The sequence below is a fragment of the Pseudomonas sp. Pseu.R1 genome (assembly GCF_045764065.1).
Taxonomy (GTDB): domain Bacteria; phylum Pseudomonadota; class Gammaproteobacteria; order Pseudomonadales; family Pseudomonadaceae; genus Aquipseudomonas.
This window is the reverse complement of record NZ_JBJGEE020000001.1, coordinates 5,994,922-6,013,494: the sequence shown is the minus strand read 5'-3', so window position 1 is coordinate 6,013,494 and position 18,573 is coordinate 5,994,922. Positions and strand designations below refer to the sequence as shown.

Sequence of the window (18,573 nt, the reverse complement as noted above, 5' to 3'; positions counted from 1 at the left end):
AAAAGCGAATAAAAAAGGGATTTGGAAATGGACAACATCGTCGTCGCGGACAAGATAACCTCTCAAATCGATGCCCGTGCCTGGGGCAATCTGCAACTCAAAGACCCCGCCGTCGTGCAAATGCCCGTGTCGCCCAGCCAGGTCGCGTCGGTCAGCCGCAACGGTCAGGACCTGATCGTCAACCTCAAGAATGGCGAGCAGATTCAGGTCTCCAATTTCTTCGTCAGAAACCCGCAAGGACTCACCAGCGATATGGTGTTTCAGGGAGAAGACGGGACGCTTTGGCAGGCGCAGTACAGCGCACAGTCGTTCAGCGGGTTCACGTTCGACGAAATCACCTCGATTGACGAATTGATTGCAGGGACTGGCGTAGTCAGCGGTGCAACGTCCGCTTGGGCGATCGCGGGCCTGGGCTTGTTGGGCGCGGGAGGTGCGGCAGCGGCGACGGGCGCCGCGAGTGGCGGCGGTGGTGGCGGCGGCGGCGGCGGAAGTGGCGACACGCCGAGCGACACCACAGCCCCGAATGCACCGACGGATCTGCTGATTTCGAGCAATGGCCTGTTGCTGAGCGGGTTTGGCGAAGTCGGCGCGCTGGTGACGATACGAGACGCCAACGGCAATGTGATCGGTACAGGTACAGTGGGCAGCGACGGCCGTTTCGACGTCCCGCTCAACACCCCGCAGACCAACGGCCAGACCGTCAACGTCACCCTCACCGATGCCGCCGGGAATACCTCCGCACCCGGCACGACGACCGCCAGTGACACCACGGCACCGGACGCCCCCGGCAACTTGCAGGTCAATGCCGACGGTACACAGCTCACCGGGACCGCAGAGCCGGGTGCGACCGTTCAAGTGCGCAGCGCCGACGGTACGCTCCTCGCCAGCGGGATCGTCGCGGCGGACGGCACGTTCACGCTGACCCTGAACCCCGCGCAAACCGACGGTCAGACACTGTCCGTGAGCGCCACTGACGCCGCTGGCAATCTTTCGTCAACGGCCCAGACCCAGGCTCCGGACATCGATACGCCGACCACGCCAGACCAGAGCCCTCCCGACGCACCGACAAATGTCGCGATCAACCACGGCGGCACACTGATTACCGGCCACGGCGAAGTCGGCGCCACAGCCACGGTCATCGATGCCAACGGCACCGTTCTTGGCACCACGGTCGTCGGGCAAGACGGAAATTTCAGTGTCACCCTCACCCCGGCGCAGGTCGGCGGCCAGCTGCTGCAAGTGACCCTGACCGACGCAGCGGGCAATGTGTCCCCCAATGTCGCGGTACAGGCTTACGACCTCGCGCCTCCCTCGGCGCCAACGGATCTGACGCTGTCGGCTGACGGCCTGACGTTGTCGGGTCATGCCGCCGCAGGGGTTCGGGTGTATGTGCGCAACGTGGCCGGCCGTGTCATCGGCGTAGGCCGCGCGGACACCCAGGGTAACTTCAGCCTGACGCTCGACTCACCGCAGATCAACGGTGAACATCTGGACGTCAGTGCTACCGACGCATCCGGCAACAACTCAGCGTCGGTGGTGTATACCGCCAACGACTCGCAGCCTCCGGCCGCCGTCAGTAACGTGGTGATTAGTGCCGATGGCTTGCAAATTTCGGGTCATGGCGAACCGCTCGCTACAGTCACTGTCGTCAGTGCGAATGGCACCCCGCTTGGCACCGCTATAGTGGCCGCTAACGGGACGTTCCAGACCACGTTGAACGCCGCTGTCAGCCCCGGTGACACCGTTGTCGTGACCCAGACCGATGCTCAGGGCAATCCGTCGCCGGACACACCCGTCATCGTGCCCAGCACTGCAGGCCCGGCCACACCGGCCAATCTGGCACTGGATGCCAGCGGTACCCACCTCACCGGCACCGCAACCCCCAACTCCACCATCGAAGTGCGTGACGCCAGCGGCAACGTCATCGGCAGCGCGACCACCGCACCCGATGGCTCGTTCACCGTGACCTTGTCGTCTGCACAGTTGGACGGTCAGGTCATTGACGTGGTGTCAATCGGCACCAACAACGTCAGTTCGGTCACCGTTCCGTTCACCGCAGCGGACATCACGCCCCCTGCCGAGGCCACTGATCTGGCGGTCGCCAACAATGGGCTGACCGTTTCTGGACGCGGCGAAGCGGGTGCGACGGTGACGGTCACCGACGCTCAGGGCAACGTGCTCGGCACCGCCATCGTGGCGGTGACCGGGAGCTTCACCGTTACGCTCTCCGCCGCACAAACCAACGGCCAGCCGCTGACCGTGGTGTTGACGGACACCGTGGGTAACGCATCGGCGGGCACCGGGGTCAGCGCACCCGATCTGGACGGCCCACTGCAGCCGGAAAATCTCAGTGTCAGCAGCAACGGTCTGGTCCTCAGCGGTCAGGGCGAAGCGGGTTCGACCATCACCGTCACCAGCGCTTCCGGCACCGTGCTCGGCACCGCCACCGTGGGCGCGGATGGGCATTTCAGCGTCAACCTCAGCAGCGCGCAGAACAATGGCCAGACTCTGCTGGTCAACGCCGCCGACGGGGCAGGTAATGCCGCGCCTGCGGTCAGTTTCATCACCCCCGACACCCAGGCGCCCGCGCCATTGACCGGCCTGGCGCTGGACGCGGCGGGCGTTGTCCTGACCGGTACGGGCGAGATCGGAGCGATCGTGACGGTACGCGATCCACTGGGCACCGTCATCGGGACCGGCCAAGTGCTGAGCGACGGTCATTTCTCAGTGACGCTCACCACGCCACAGACCGAATCGCAGATTCTGCAGGTGACCCAGACGGATGCAGCAGGCAACGTGTCCCCTTCCGCTGCTGTTGCGGCGCCCGACTTGTCGACGCCTGATCCGGTAACCGCCGTGACCGTGTCAGCCAACGGCCTGGTGGTCACCGGTAATGGTCAGGTGGGCGCTACGGTCACAGTCAGGGACGATCAAGGCCATGTGCTCGGCTCGGCAGTGGTGGGCGGCAATGGACGTTTTGAAGTCACGCTGACCGCCGCGCAAACCAACGGCCAGACCCTGAGCGTGAGTCAGGCAGATGGTGCGCCGGACAGCTCGGCCCCGGTGACCCTGACCGCACCTGACCTGCAAGCCCCTGCTGCACCAGGCAACCTGACGCTGAACAGCGCAGGTGACACCTTGAGCGGCACGGGCGAACCGGGTGCGACGGTGCATGTGTATGGGCCTGGGGGCGCGCTGTTGAACAGTGCGTTGGTGGACAGCACCGGGCACTTTTCCGTTTCACTGGGCTCGGTGTTCAACGATGGCCAGCTGCTGCAAGTCAATCAGAGCGACCCGGCCAACAATGTCTCGCCCAATACCCCATTCACCGCACCTGATACCACCGCACCACCGGCCTTGACCAACGTGGCCATCAGCAGCAATGGCGCTGTGGTCACCGGCAATGGGCAGGCGGGGGACACCGTCTCGGTGCACGACGCCAGCGGCAATCTGTTGGGCACCGCCGTGGTCGCCGCCAATGGCACGTTCAGTGTGAACCTGAGCACGCCCCAACTGGACGGCCAAGTGCTGAGCGTCACTCAGACCGATGCGAGCACCCTCTCCTCTCCGGTGAGCAATGTAACGGCACCGGACGTCACGGCACCGCCTACCCCCACCGGCGTCATCGTGGACGCCACCGGCACGACCGTTTCGGGTACGGCTCAGGCGGGCAGTATCGTTCACCTGCTCGACGCCAGCGGGACCGAACTGGACGTCGTCACCGTTGGTGCGGGTGGCACCTTCAGCTTCACGTTGACTCCCGCATTGACCAACGGTGAAACGCTACAGGTCGTGGCTTCTGACGGGGTCAATACGTCGCTGCCCTCGACGACGACCGCTCCAGACACCACTGCCCCCCTTCCCGTGAGTAATCTGGTTATCAACCCGGAAGGCACTAGCGTATCGGGCACCGCCGAACCCGGCACGACCGTGACCGTCCGCGACGGCAGCACCGTGCTCGGCAGCGGCCCCGTCGGCGCCGACGGCACGTTCGTCATCACCCTCACAACGCCTGCCGCCAACGGCAGCTCGCTGAGCGTGGTCAGCACCGACACGGCGGGCAACGGCTCACCGCCCGTCACGCTCCCTGGCCCGGACGGCACGCAGATCGCCACCCCGACCAGCCTGGCGCTGAGCACAGACGGCCTGACCCTGACCGGCGTCGGCACACCGGGCAGCACGATCACCGTCGTGGGCAGCAGCCCGGCCGAAACCGCCACCGTCGACAGTACGGGGCATTTCAGCATTCGCCTGAACTTCGCCCGACTGAATGCCGAAACCCTGCATGTCACCGCCAGCGATGGTGCTGGTCACACCTCGGTGCCTGCCACCGTCATTGCCGTTGACACCACGGCGCCGGACGCCTTGACCAACGTCACCCTCAATGGCATTGGCAGCGTAGTCTCGGGCCGAGGCGAAGTCGGTGCGACGGTGAGCATCACCAACAGCGCCGGGACCGTGCTGGGCACCGCGCTGGTGGCCAGCGATGGCAGCTTCAACGTGACGCTGAGCAGCCCGCAAAACAACGCGCAGGTACTGGTCGCGACCCAAAGCGACCCTGCCGGAAACGTGTCGCAACCCGTCAGCCTGATCGCACCGGATCTGATCGCCCCGCTTGCCGCAACCGGTTTGAGCATCAACGCGGTTGGCACTGTCGTCAGCGGCCTGGGCGAAGCCGGTGCTACCGTCACCCTTCGCGATGCGGCGGGCACGGTGCTTGCGACCGGGACGGTGGACCTGAGCGGCCATTTCCAGGTCACCCTTCCAGCAGCCCAAACCACGGGCGCGGCGCTGCACATCACCCTGACTGACGCGGCGGGCAACGTCTCGCCCGATGCCAGCCTGCTGACCACCGACAGCACCCCACCTACAGTGGTGCAGATCAGTCAGATCAGTGGCGACGGCACCAGTCTGAGCGGCACCGGGGAAGTCGGCGCCACGGTGAGAGTCACCGACACCAATGGCACATTGCTGGGCACGGCAGTGGTCGGCGCCGACGGGCATTTCATCGTATCGCTCGCGCCGCCACCGAATAACGGGCAAACCCTGGATGTCAACCAGACTGACCCAAGTGGCAATGTCTCACCGTCGATCACCGTCACGGCACCCGACATCAGCCCCCCAGCCACGCTCACCCAAGTGGCCGTCAACGCGGACGGCATCACCGTGACCGGCCATGGCGAGCCGGGGGCAACGGTGTCCGTGCGCAGTGTCGACGGCACCCTGCTGGGCACTGCCCAGGTGGCCAGCAACGGCGCCTTTACCCTGACCATGAACGCACCACAGCTCAACGCGCAGGTGCTGACGGTCACTCAGGAAGACCCACCGGGCAACGTCTCCACCGCCGTTACCGTGGTGTCCGTGGACCTCACGCCACCTGACGCGCCGGTCTCGCTACTCCTCAACGGCACCGGCCTGCAGCTGAGTGGCAGCGCGGAAGCGGGCAGCACCGTGACCGTTCGGGATGCGGCGGGTAACCTGCTGGGCACCGCCACCACGGCCACCAACGGCACCTTCCAGGTGACCCTGAGCAGTGCACAGCTCAACGGCCAGACCCTGAGCGTCACCGCCACTGACGCCGCGGGCAACCATTCCCCCGCCACAGCGATTGTCGCCGCAGACACCACCGCCCCGCTGGCGGTCAGCGACCTGGCGATCACCGCCGACGGCGCGACCCTGGCCGGGCATGGCGAGGTGGCTGCCACCGTCGTGGTACGCGATGCCAGCGGCAACGCGATCGGGACCGGCACCGTGGACGCCAACGGGCTTTTCAGCGTGACACTGTCACCCCCAGTCGCCACCGGGGTCGCGGTCAGCGTGATCCAGACCGACGCTGCCGGAAATGCCTCTCCGAGCGCATCGGTCACGGCCCCCGGCACCCTCGCCGAACCGGCACCGACCAACCTGACTCTGAGCGCCGACGGCCTGACCCTCACCGGCAACGCCACCGTTGGCAGTACCGTCACCGTGCGCAGCGCTTCAGGCGCGATACTCGGTAATGCGCTGGTGGGCAGCGACGGCATATTCGCTGTCACTTTGGGTGCGGCGCAGCTCAATGGCGAACACCTCTCGGCCATCGCGACGTCCAGCGATGGCATTCGCTCCATCGCTACCGGTTACGATGCGGCGGACATCACGCCGCCGTCTGCTCTGAGCAATCTGGTGCTGGCAGCCAATGGCCTCACCTTGACCGGGCGCGGTGAAGCAGGCGCCACCGTGACCGTCTCCAGCACTGGCGGCGTGGCCTTGGGCACCGCTGTGGTGGGCAGCAACGGCACGTTCACCGTGACCCTCGGCACCGCGCAAATCGCAGGCCAGACGCTCCACCTCAGTCAGACCGACGCCAGTGGAAATGAATCGCCCAGCGTGAACCTCACCGCGCCCGATCTTGTCGCGCCCAGTGCCCCGCTGGCACTGGCGGTCACCAGCGACGGTACGGTGTTGTCCGGTACCGGCGAAGCGGGGGCAATCGTCAACATCTACAACCCGGCTGGCCTGCTGGTGGGCACCGGGGTCGTGCGCATCGACGGCGGGTTCTCGGTCACCCTGACCACGCCACAGGCCAACGGCCAGATGCTGTCGGTGACCCTGACCGACGCGGCCGGCAACACCTCGGTGGCGGGCAACCTGACGTCGGTGGACACCACCGCCCCGACAGCGCTGACCCAGCTCGCCATTTCCAGCGACGGCCAGACCCTGACCGGGCACGGCGAAGCCGGCGCGACGGTGACGGTCACTGACAGCCTGGGCAATGCACTGGGTACGGCGACGGTCAATAGCACCGGGACGTTTACCTTGGTCCTGCCCACTCCACTGACCAACGCGCAACTGCTGACCCTGGTTCAGACCGACGCCGCGGGCAACGTGTCCCCCAGTGCAACCCTCAGCGCGCCGGACACCACCGCCCCCGACCCACTGAGCAACGTGGCGATCAACGGCACCGGCCTGACCGTCACCGGCAACGGCGAACCGGGGGCCACTGTCACGGTCAAGGACGCCAGTGGCACTCTTTTGGGGACCACGCTGGTGCTGGGCAATGGCACCTTTAGCGTGACCCTCAGCTCGGCCCAGCTCAATCATCAGGTGCTCAGCGTTCAGCAGGCCGATCCACCCGGCAACATCAGTGCACCGGTCACCGTGACCGCGCCGGACCTGACCCCGCCTTCAGCCGCTACCAACCTGTTGCTCAATACGGCGGGGGACGTTATCAGCGGCTCGGGGGAAGTGGGCGCAGCCGTGCGGATCACCTTGGCCGACGGCACCGTGATTGGCACCGGGACCGTCAGTGCGACGGGCACTTTCCTGATTAACCTGACACAAGGGCAACATAACGGCGAACAGGTCAACGTGGTGCTCACCGACGCCGCCGGGAATGCATCGGTTGCGGCCAGCGTGACAGCCCCGGACACCACCGCGCCTGCCCCGGTGGCACAACTGGCCCTGGACAGCACGGGCCTCATTCTCAGTGGCACGGGCGAGGTCGGCGCGCGCCTGCTGATCACCAACGCGGCGGGGGTGACCCTCGGCACCGGTACGGTCGGCGCCAATGGCAACTTCGTCGTCACCCTGAACACCGCCCAGCTCAACGGTCAGGTGCTGACCGTGGTGCAAAGCGATGCGGCAGGCAATGCCTCGTCCGCTGCCAGTGTGACCGCCGCCGACATGACCGCACCCGACCGGCCAGTGGTCACGCTGTTGACCCCTGATGGCCTGACCTTGAATGGCACCGGGGAAATCGGCGCCACGGTCCGCGTAACCAGCGCCAGCGGCACCCTGCTGGGCACCGCTACGGTGGGCATCGACGGCACGTTCAGCGTCAACCTGTCTTCCGCTCAACTGAACGGCCAGGTGCTGAGCCTGACCCAGACGGATGCGGCGACCAACCGCTCCGACATCCTCACTTACACCGTTCCCGACGTCACCGCGCCAGTCGCCGTGACCAATCTGGCGGTCAGCCTGAACGGCCTGACCCTGACCGGCAATGGCGAAGCGGGCGCCACGGTCACGGTCACCGGCCCGGGCGGTGCAGTCTTGGGCAGCGCAACCGTCGCCGCCAACGGCACGTTCAGCGTGCCCCTCTCCAGCGCCCAGCTCAACGGCCAGTCGCTGTCGGTGGTGCAAACGGATGCGGCGCTCCATGTTTCGCCCGCCACGCCGGTTCTCGCGCCGGACACCACGCCACCGGCACAGCCAACCAATCTGTCATTGACAAACGGAACGACGCTCACAGGCAACGCCGAAGCGGGCAGCAGCATCACCGTGACCTCGGCCAGCGGCGCGGTAATGGGCACGGGCAGCGCTGATGTAAACGGGTCATTCAGCATTACTCTCAACCCTGCGCAGGCAAACGGCGAACTGCTGACTATCGTGGCCAAAGACGGCGCGAACAACACATCGCCAATCCTGACGTATACCGCGCCTGACATCACCGCACCCGATGCCGTGACCGGGCTAGTGATCAACGCCGCGCACACCCAACTGGTGGGCCATGGCGAAGTCGGCGCGACCGTGCTCGTCACCGCTGGCGGCCTGCCGGTGGGCACAGGCACCGTCGGCGCCGATGGCACGTTCACCATCACCTTGACGGGCACCGTGAGCGCCAATCAGGTCCTCACGGTGATTCAGACCGACGCGGCCCTGCATGCCTCGCCAAGCGCCACCCTGACCGTGCCTACGACCCCAGCGCCGGATGCGCCTACCAACGTGGTGCTGTCCGCCAACGGCCTGACCCTCACCGGGACCGCAGCGGCCAGCACCGTCATCAATGTGTACGGCAGCGGCAATACCCTGCTCGGTACGGCCACCACCGACGGCACCGGGCACTTCAGCGTGACGTTGGGTACGGCGCAAACCAACGGCCAGAGCCTGCAAGTGACGGCAACGGCCACCATTGGCGGTGTCTCACTGCCGACCACCGTGGTGGCGGCCGACACCACACCGCCCGCAGCCCTCACCGATCTTGCAGTCAATGCCGTCGGCACACTGGTCACCGGGCGCGGTGAAGCCGGCGCGACTGTCACCATCAACGCAGCCGGCGGCGCGGTGCTGGGCACGGCCGTGGTGGGCGCCAACGGCACCTTCAGCGTGTTGCTCAATTCGCCGCAGATCAACGGCCAGATTCTCAGCGCGCACCAGACCGACGCCGCCAACAACGTCTCCGCTACGATCACCGTCCCCGCCCCGGACATCACCCCGCCTGCCGCGCCGACTGCGCTTGCGCTCAATACAGCCGGTCTGCTGCTCAGTGGTCTGGGTGAAGCCGGTGCGACAGTCACGGTCCGCAATGCTAGCGGTGCCAGTCTCGGCACCGCGCTGGTTGCGGCCAACGGGACCTTCTCGGTGAACCTCAGCGCGGCGCAGCTCAACGGCCAGGTCCTGAGCGTGACGCAAGCGGACGCAGCCGGAAACCTCTCGGCCGCCACCAACCTCACGGCAACCGACATCACACCGCCTGCCGCGCTGAGCAACCTGACCCTGACCGGCGCAGGGCTGCTCGTCAGCGGTACCGGCGAGGCCGGTGCAACCGTCAGAATCACCAACGCCGCCGGTACGTTGCTGGGCACCGCCGTGGTCAACGCGGCTGGCACCTTCACCGCCACCCTGAACAGCGCCCAGCTCAACGGCCAGGTGCTGAACATTCAGCAAAGCGATGCAGCGGGCAACTTGTCGCCCGTCGCTCACCTGACCGCCGGCGATGTCACCGCCCCGCTTGCTCCGACCGCGCTGTTGCTGGCCGCCAACGGCCTCACTCTGAGCGGGGTTGGCGAGGCCGGTGCGACGGTCAACGTGTACGGCCCGACCGGCACATTGCTGGGCACCACCACTGTCGGCCTGACCGGCACGTTCAGCTTCAACCTCAACAGCGCGCAACTCGATGGCCAGGCCCTGACCGTCAAGCTGGTGGACGCCGCAGGCAATGTCTCGGTGGCAGGCACTCTCACTGCACCGGACACCACGGCTCCGGCAGCACCGACTGGCGTTACGGTGAACGCCACCGGCACCGTGCTCACCGGCACCGGCGTCGCAGGTTCCACCGTCAGTGTGCGCAGCGCGGCAGGTCTGGTGCTGGGCACCGCAACCGTGGCCGCCAATGGCACCTTCTCGGTGGCCCTGTCGACGGCACAAATAAACAACGAAGTGCTCACCGTCACCCAGGCCGATGCGGCGGGCAACGTCTCAGTCAGCGCCAGCGCTACTGCACCGGACCTGACGCCACCGGCGGCGGCTGCGACACTCGTCGTCAGCGGCGATGGGCTGACCCTGAGCGGTACCGGCGAAGCGGGGGCAACGGTCACGGTCAAATCGGCCACTGGCGTGGTTCTGGGCACGGGCGTCGTCAGCGGGACCGGCGTCTTCAGCGTCACCCTGAATGCCGCGCAGATCAACGGCGAGAAACTGGTGGTCAGTCTTACTGACACCCATGGCAACGTCTCGGTAGGCGCCAACGTCACGGCCCCCGACATCGACGCCAACGCCCCCGTGACCGCCAGCGATAACCTCGCCGTCGCCACGGTGAACATTGCCCCGGCAGTCACGGCGCAGAACTACACCGATTCGTTCAGCTCACTGCTGCTGGGCGCGACCAAAACCTACAGTTTTACGGTCAACGCAGGAACCAGTGTTGACCCGACACTGTTCTTGAATTCGCCAAGCCTGGTCGGCGTGCTCAGCTCGCTCACCTACACCTTGCAAGTCAAGAACGCCAGCGGTGTCTGGGTCACGCTCGGCACCGGCGGCAGTGGCGGGTTGCTCGACGTCATCGGTCTCGCAGGCGTTGGCGTGCGCGTCAACCTGCCAGACTTGCTGAGCGGGGATTATCGACTGGTCGTCTCCAATACCGGGGTCAACATCCTGACGACGGTCAATACCACGCTGGAACTGGATATCACCAGCCTGACCCAATTCAACGGCACAGCCGGCGTCGCGACCACTGGCAACGTCATCACTGACGTTGGCACCAACGGCCAGGCCGACCAGACCGGTCCGGACAATGGCGCCGTGCTGCTGATCATGAAAGGCGGCAGTTACGTGGCGGCGGGCAGCGGCACCACGGTGCAAGGCCTGTACGGTACGCTGACCATCGATTCCACCGGCCATTACACCTACACCAGCAATGGCAGCGTCAGCAGTGTCGGCAAAGTCGATGTCTTCAGCTACGAATTGCTGCACGCCAACGGCCTGAGCGCGACCGCCAATCTCTATGTGCGCATCGACAGCCCGCAGGCCACCGAGATCTGGAGCGACAGTAACCTCGCCAGCCCTGCCAAGCTGGTCGACGCCACCGATGACGTCGCGCACTCGGCCATCACCCTGACCAACCTGGTCACCACCACCAACTCGACGCTGGGCAGCTTCAGCGTGTTGCTCGGCGGCGGCAGTGGCACCTACACCACCAGCGTCGCGGCCAACACCACCAGCAGCCTGACGGTGGTGCTCAACGCCAGCAACCTGTTGAGCCTGCTCGGCTCGATGACCATCGGCCTGTACAAGCTCAACACCACCACCGGCCAGTACGTGCTGGTGAAATCCTACGGCGGCGGTTCCCTGTTGAGCCTGGGCAGTGGCAACTACGGCATTAACTTCGACGGGCAAACCAGCGGGACCTATCAGGTGAAAGTCGTGGTCGGCGGTCTCGGCATATTGAGCACCGTCAACACCAGCCTGATCAACACGGCGACCTCCACCAACCAGTTCGTGGTCGGCAGCTACACACCGGTTGCAGGCAACCTGCTGACCGACACCGCAGGGGGTGGCGTCGACATGCTGGGCTCGCCGTACACCGTGCTCAGCGTGCTGGTGGCGGGCAGCTACGTGACGCCGGGCTACAACGGCACAACGATCACCGGAACCTACGGGTCGCTGCTGGTGCATGCCGACGGCAGCTACACGTACACCCTCAACAGCGGCCTGACCAGCGCTGTCGTCGGGCACGCCGACGTGTTCACCTATCAACTGACCCACCCTAACGGCACCACCGACACCGCGACCCTGACCATTGATCTCGATCAGGCCAGCGCCGTGGCGACCACGTCCTTCAGTGCGCTGTCAGCAGTCGCCACGACCACCACCGAGGATCACACCACCGCGCTGGTCGCCGCCACGACCACCAGCACCGAGACGATCCACGGCACCAATGGCAACGACACGCTGGACGGCTCCCACGGCGGCGCGATCACCCTCGACGGCGGTGCGGGCAACGACACGCTGATCATCGCCGACCAGACATTCGTCTCGGTGGACGGCGGCACCGGGACCGACACCCTGCTCTGGGCCGGGGGCGATGCGGCGATCAATCTGGGGGATCTGCAAAGCCGGATTCACAACATCGAGATCCTCGACCTGAACCACACCAGCTCAGTGGCGTTGACACTGAATCTGGCCGATGTGCTGGCCATCACCTCTTCGGACAACAACACCCTGGTGATCAAGGGCGACAGCAACGACAGCGTGCACATGACCGACACCTGGACCACCGACGGCACCCACCAATTGGATGGAATCGACTATACCCAATACAACTCACAGGAGGATCCGAGCCACCATTTGTGGGTACAGAACGGTGTACACGTCGTTTAAAGCAACGGACAGCCAGCAACCGACAGTAAGGGAATGATGTGAAGTCTGCTCGTCGTCGCACCTGGCCGTGGGTCGTCCTGACCCTCGGCCTGTATCAGGGAAGCATTACTGGAGCCTTGGCCGAGGATTACATCGATCCGGCATTGCGCAGCATTAGCCCTTCCCGGCTGCAAAGCCAGCCGGACAAGGCCCACGGCAACACTGTAAAGAAACGTTCGACAGCGGCCAGCGCCCCCTCGGTGTCGGGCAATGACGTCACTGGGCAAGGCGATGAAACCCTGGGGCTGCAACAGGCCGTGCGTCTGGCCGTGGACTGGCACCCGAGCATCGCCGAGGCCATCGGCACTCTGTACCAACAGGCCGAGGGCATCAACGTCGCCGAGGCCGGTTACTACCCGCAGATTTCCGGCGGCATCAAGGGCGGCTACAGCAGCGGGTACGGCAGCGATGCAGGGAGCCAGTCGGTGAGTATTTCCCTCAAACAGATGCTTTACGATTTCGGCAAGGTGTCCAACGCCGTAGAAGCGGCAAAGGCCAAAGCCGCGCGCAGTCAGGCGAGTATCCTGCTGGCCATCGACCAAGTGGGCCGCGACACCGCGTTCGCCTACATCGAAGTGCAACGCTACCAACGCCTACTGGACATCGCGCGGGAGCAGATCCAGGGCGTCGGTGACATCGTCGAGCTGGCCAAACAGCGAAGCGACATGGGCGCTAGCACCCGTTCCGACGTGGTTCAGGCGCAATCTCGGGTCGATGGCGCGATCGCCACCTTGCAGGAATACAAAGCGCAATACGCGCGCTGGCAGCAGACCCTGTCCAACCTGCTCGGGCGGCAGAGCACGCCACGGGTGACGGATGATTTCGCCACCTCGCTGAACCAGTCGTGCAACGCCCCGGTGATTACCGACGCCCTGCCGGGCGTGTTGCAAGCGGTGGCACAGCGGACCCAGGCTCAGGCCGAACTGGCGCAGGCCAAGGCCGAAGCTTATCCGACGCTGTCCTTGCAGCCCTCGCTCAACCAGTACCTGGACAACAACTACGACGACCAGAACCCGGCCATCGATCGCACTCAGGCGGCGATCTTCCTCAATCTGGAAGTGCCGATCTATCAGGGCGGCGCCATCAGCGCCCGCAGCCGCGCCGCCGGTTATGCCCTGACCGCAGCCGACTCCGCCGAAGACGCCGCCAAACTGCAAGCCCGTCAGGGGCTGACCGAAGCTCAGGCGCAAACTTCGGGTCTGACCCGTCGTCTCAACTCGCTGGAGTTTCGGCAGAACAGCATCACCGAAGCCCGCGAACTGTACGGCAAACAGTACCTGGAACTGGGCACCCGCCCGCTGCTCGACCTGCTTAACGCCGAGCAGGAAATCCACCAATCGCGTTTCGACCTGGCCAACACCCAGGCCGACCTGCGCCGCCTGCAAATCGATTGCCTCTACAGCAGCGGCGGCTTGCGTCGGGCCTTCGGCATCGACCACAGCACCATTCAGCACGTGGAGATCCTGCCATGAGCGATCCCATCGTCATCCCCCACGACGCCGCCAAAAACGGCAGCGCCCGGCAGGACTTCGCACCGTGGCTGGAGGCCGTGCTCAAGGTCGCCCGCCACTATCGACTGGACGTGTCGCCGGAAAGCATTCGTCTGGCCTCGTTGCAAAACGAAGGTCGGGTCGAAGAAGTGGTGCGGTACATGGCCCGTCAGGCCGGGTTGAGCGTGAAGTTCGCCACCTACGATCACAAAAGCCTGACCCGCTGGCGCACGCCGCTGGTGGTGCAGATGCGCGACGGCCAGGTCGGGGTGATCGAAAGCATCAGCGAGGCGGGCGAACTGGGCATCGCGTTCAGCGGCGATCAGGGCCTGCAAAGCAGTATCGAGCCCGCGACCCTGGCCGAACAGGCGCTGCGCACAGTGATTCTGCGCCCGACCCAGCCGCTAAGTGATATTCGCACCAACGACTACATCAAGCCCTACGACGAGCACTGGTTCCGGCGCATCGTACTCAGCGACCTGCGCGCTTACACCCACGTCATGATCGCCTCGCTGGTGGCCAACCTGCTGGGCATGGCCGGGGTGCTGTTTTCCATGCAGGTCTACGACCGGGTAATTCCCGCCGAATCGCTACCGACCCTGTATGTGCTGTTCGGCGGTGTGCTGCTGGCACTGCTGTTCGACTTCGTGATGCGCATCATGCGCCTGCGCATGACCGACGTGCTGGGCAAGCGCGCCGACCTGCGCGTGTCCGATCTGGTGTTTGGTCACGCCCTGCGCCTGCGCAACTCCGCTCGGCCGAAATCCACCGGCTCGTTCATTTCGCAGTTGCGGGAGCTGGAGCAGATCCGCGACCTGATCACCTCCAGCACCGCGACCGCGCTGGCCGACATGCCGTTTTTCCTGCTGTTTCTGCTGGTCTTCTATCTGATCGGCGGGCCGTTGGTGTTAGTGCCGCTATTGGCGGTGGTGCTGATGATACTGCCCGGCATTCTCTCGCAGCGGCGGCTGGCGCGACTGGCCAACGCCTCGATGCGCGAGGCGGCGCTGCGCAACGCCATGCTGGTGGAGAGCATACAAGGGCTGGACGACATCAAGGCCTTGCAGGCCGAGCCGCGCTTCCAGCAGCAATGGAACCAGTACAACGCGGCCTCTGCCGACAGCAGCCTGCGCCTGCGCACCTTGACCAACAGCCTGGTGGCCTGGACCCAAAGCGTACAGGGCGGGGTGTTCGCCGTGGTCATCGTGTTCGGCGCACCGATGGTCATTGCTGGAGACCTGACCACAGGCAGCCTGGTGGCAGCATCGATCCTGTCGTCGCGAATGATGGCGCCGCTGGCCCAAGTCACCCATGTACTGACCCGCTGGCAACAGGCCAAGGTGGCACTGGAAGGCTTGAACCGCATCATGCAGATGCCGGTGGATCACCCCGAAGGCAGCCAACGGGTGCACGTACCGGCGATTCGCGGCGAATTTCAACTGCGTCAGGCCGGCTTTCGCTACAACGAAGAAGCGGCGCCAGCGCTGAGCGACATCAACCTGAAAATCCGCCCCGGCGAGCGCATTGCCATTCTCGGTCGCAACGGCGCGGGCAAATCCACACTGCTCCACGCACTGGCCGGGGGCATGGACCTGGCCACTGGCGAAACCACGCTGGACGGTATCGCCCTCGCCCACCTTGACCCCGCTGACCTGCGCCGCGACGTCGGCCTGATGGCACAACAGGCGCGGCTGTTTCACGGCACCCTGCGCGACAACATCACCCTCGGCGCGGGCCAGGCCAGTGATCAGGAAATCATTGCGGCGCTGGCGGTCACCGGAGCCTTGGACTTTGTTCGCCAGTTGCCCAAGGGCATGGACCATCTGGTGCTCGAAGGCGGCCTTGGCCTGTCCGGCGGCCAGCGCCAAAGCCTGCTGCTGTCGCGGCTGTTGTTGCGCCAGCCGCAGGTGCTCTTGCTGGACGAACCCACCGCTTCGCTGGACGACATCACCGAACGTTTTCTGCTCGAAAAACTGGCGACCTGGTGTCAGGGCCGCACCTTGATCGTCGCTACACACCGGGTCAGCGTGCTGCAACTGGTGGAACGGATCATCGTGCTGGACAACGGCCGCATCGTCATCGATGACCACCGCGACGCCGCCCTCGCCCGGCTGCGTCAGCCACAGGGAGCACCGGCATGAACGCTGTGATCATCGACCAGACCCCGCGCCTGCCCGATCAGACTTCTTATCTGGATGGCAGCGACCAGCGCAGTCTCGTCGGCGGAACGCGAGTGATCTGGGGCTGCGCCGTGATGCTCGCCTGCTTTTTCGTCTGGGCCGCTTTTTTTGAGGTGGTGGAAGTGTCGACCGGCACCGGCAAGGTCATTCCCAGTTCGCGGGAACAGGTGATTCAATCGATGGAGGGCGGGATCATCCAGCAGATGAACGTCACCGAAGGCGCCATGGTTGAGCGTGGTCAGGTGCTGGCGCAACTGGACGCGGTGAAAAACGAATCCAACGTCGGCGAGAGCGAAGCCAAATACAAAGCTGCATTGGCCAGCGTCAACCGCTTGCAGGCGGAGGTCAGTGATCAGCCGCTGAAATTCGACCCGGCGCTGAACGATTCACCCGAGCTGATTCGCGCTGAAACCGAGCTGTACAAGACACGCCGCAAAGGGCTGGACGACACGCTGGCAGGCATTCAAAGCTCACTGAAGCTGGTGCGCAGCGAACTGGAGATCACGGAAAACCTGGCGAAGATCGGCGCCTCCAGCAAGGTCGAAGTGCTGCGTTTGAATCGCCAGCGTTCGGAACTGGAACTGAAAGCCACAGAGGCCCGTTCGGATTACATGGTGCGGGCGCGGGAGGATCTGGCCAAAGCCAACGCTGAAGCGCAGATGCTGGTGGCGGTGATCCGAGGACGCAACGACTCGCTGTCGCGTCTGACCCTCCGCTCGCCGGTGCGCGGCATCGTCAAGGACATCAAGGTGACCACCATTGGCGGCGTCATTCCGCCCAACGGCCAGTTGATGCAAATCGTGCCGCAGGACGAACAGTTGCTGATCGAGACCCGCATCTCGCCGCGGGACATCGCCTTCATTCATCCCGACCAGGCGGCCAAGGTGAAGATCACGGCCTATGACTATTCGATTTACGGCAGCCTCGACGGCAAGGTGGTGACCATCTCCCCGGACACGATTCAGGACGAGGCCAAACCGGAAGTTTTCTATTACCGGGTGTTCATCCGCACCGATTCCGACGTGCTGCGCAACAAGGCCGGGAAGACGTTCGCCATCGTCCCGGGGATGATCGCTACGGTGGACATCCGTACCGGTGAAAAAACCGTCCTCGACTACCTGATCAAACCCCTCAACCGCGCTCGCGAAGCCCTGCGCGAACGCTGATCGGCCGTGAGTGGATCAACGGCTGGCGAGGTGAATCGGCTCAGGCGTCGCGGGCTTGGCCTGGGCCAGATAACGGTTCCACTCGCGGTTGATCTCGGCGTAAGGCATGAAGATGCTGACCCGCGGCTGGTTGGCCAGGTCCGGACGCTTGATAGCGGCCAGATCGCTCTGGGTCAGAAACGCCACGGTGATCCCCACCACCTTGCCGTCTTCGGCGAACACCGGCCCGCCTGACATGCCCTTGGCCGTCGGGCCATCATGGGTGCCGTACATCACGTTGCCTTCTTTGGTGTCCAGACGCACCATCGCCGACATCGCGTGACCACTGCCCTTGACCGACATGTACAGCGAGTTGTAACCCACCGCCGTTACCGCTTCACCAGGCCGATACGTGCGCCACAATGGCACGCCATTGGCCTTGTGACGGAAGAACTGAACGTCGCCCTGGCCCTGAAAAACTGCGCCGGGAACGTAAGGAATGTGCTTGACGGTGACAGCGTAATCTTCGTTCCACTGCACGGCCGTGCCCATCAGCATATAGGGCAAGGGTCCACCCGAATGGATGAGGATGGCTTGATCGTAAACGGGGTCCTGGGTAAACGCGGTTGGCACTCCATTGCACCCGCTGAGCAGCGCACAGGCTGCAACGAGAGACAATATGGGTCGCATTTTTGCACACGGAGGGGCAGTGAATGACGGAGGAAATATGTCATTGTGATATCACCTTTTCAATAGACTCACACTACCGTCCGTCTAGTGGCGATGGAGTGAGCTTATTGGATCCAAGGCTAGGTTTAGTGGCCTCTGAGTCATTAAGCGGACACGTCTCAAGGCAATCGCAATGGCGGTTTCGCCGATGAAGTCGTGATCGGTCCGGTGGGGATAACCGGCAGCGCGAAACGAAAAGGGGCGACCCTCTCGGATCGCCCCTTTTCGTTACCGCCCAGCAGAGCGGATTTGTTTGGTAGGCACGATTGGACTCGAACCAACGACCCCCACCATGTCAAGGTGGTGCTCTAACCAACTGAGCTACGTGCCTGCTGTGGGGCGGCATTCTACGGATATTCAACAGCGTGTCAACCGGCTATTTTTCATAACCCACTGAAAATTCTGATCTTTTAC

General features: G+C 64.5%; 5 protein-coding genes and 1 tRNA gene. 4 read left to right on the top strand and 2 right to left on the bottom strand.

The genetic code is table 11. The features are described from left to right. Positions 1-27 precede the first annotated feature (27 nt). From ACI5GA_RS27310 to ACI5GA_RS27295, 4 genes are all read left to right on the top strand, one after another. Complete coding sequence (locus ACI5GA_RS27310) at positions 28-12,576, top strand: BapA/Bap/LapF family large adhesin (protein ID WP_421425085.1); 12,549 nt, start codon at positions 28-30, stop codon at positions 12,574-12,576. A gap of 77 nt (positions 12,577-12,653) precedes the next feature. Next, on the top strand, positions 12,654-14,087 hold the full coding sequence (locus ACI5GA_RS27305) for a TolC family outer membrane protein (RefSeq protein ID WP_421425549.1): 1,434 nt from the start codon (positions 12,654-12,656) through the stop codon (positions 14,085-14,087). Beyond that, entirely contained in the window at positions 14,084-16,246 is a 2,163-nt protein-coding gene (locus ACI5GA_RS27300; RefSeq protein WP_421425084.1) for a type I secretion system permease/ATPase, read from the top strand. The genes ACI5GA_RS27305 and ACI5GA_RS27300 overlap by 4 nt, the downstream gene beginning before the upstream one ends. Next, positions 16,243-17,451, top strand: coding sequence for an HlyD family efflux transporter periplasmic adaptor subunit (locus tag ACI5GA_RS27295; protein WP_404634751.1), 1,209 nt, complete (start codon positions 16,243-16,245; stop codon positions 17,449-17,451). The genes ACI5GA_RS27300 and ACI5GA_RS27295 overlap by 4 nt, the downstream gene beginning before the upstream one ends. 15 nt (positions 17,452-17,466) lie before the next feature. On the opposite strand, the gene ACI5GA_RS27290 is transcribed toward ACI5GA_RS27295, so the two are convergent. Further along, positions 17,467-18,120: a trypsin-like peptidase domain-containing protein gene (locus tag ACI5GA_RS27290; protein ID WP_421425083.1), complete on the bottom strand. Its 654-nt coding sequence runs from the start codon at positions 18,118-18,120 to the stop codon at positions 17,467-17,469. Positions 18,121-18,413: 293 nt separating this feature from the next. Next, positions 18,414-18,490 (bottom strand) — tRNA-Val (locus tag ACI5GA_RS27285). Between the last annotated feature and the right edge of the window lie 83 nt (positions 18,491-18,573).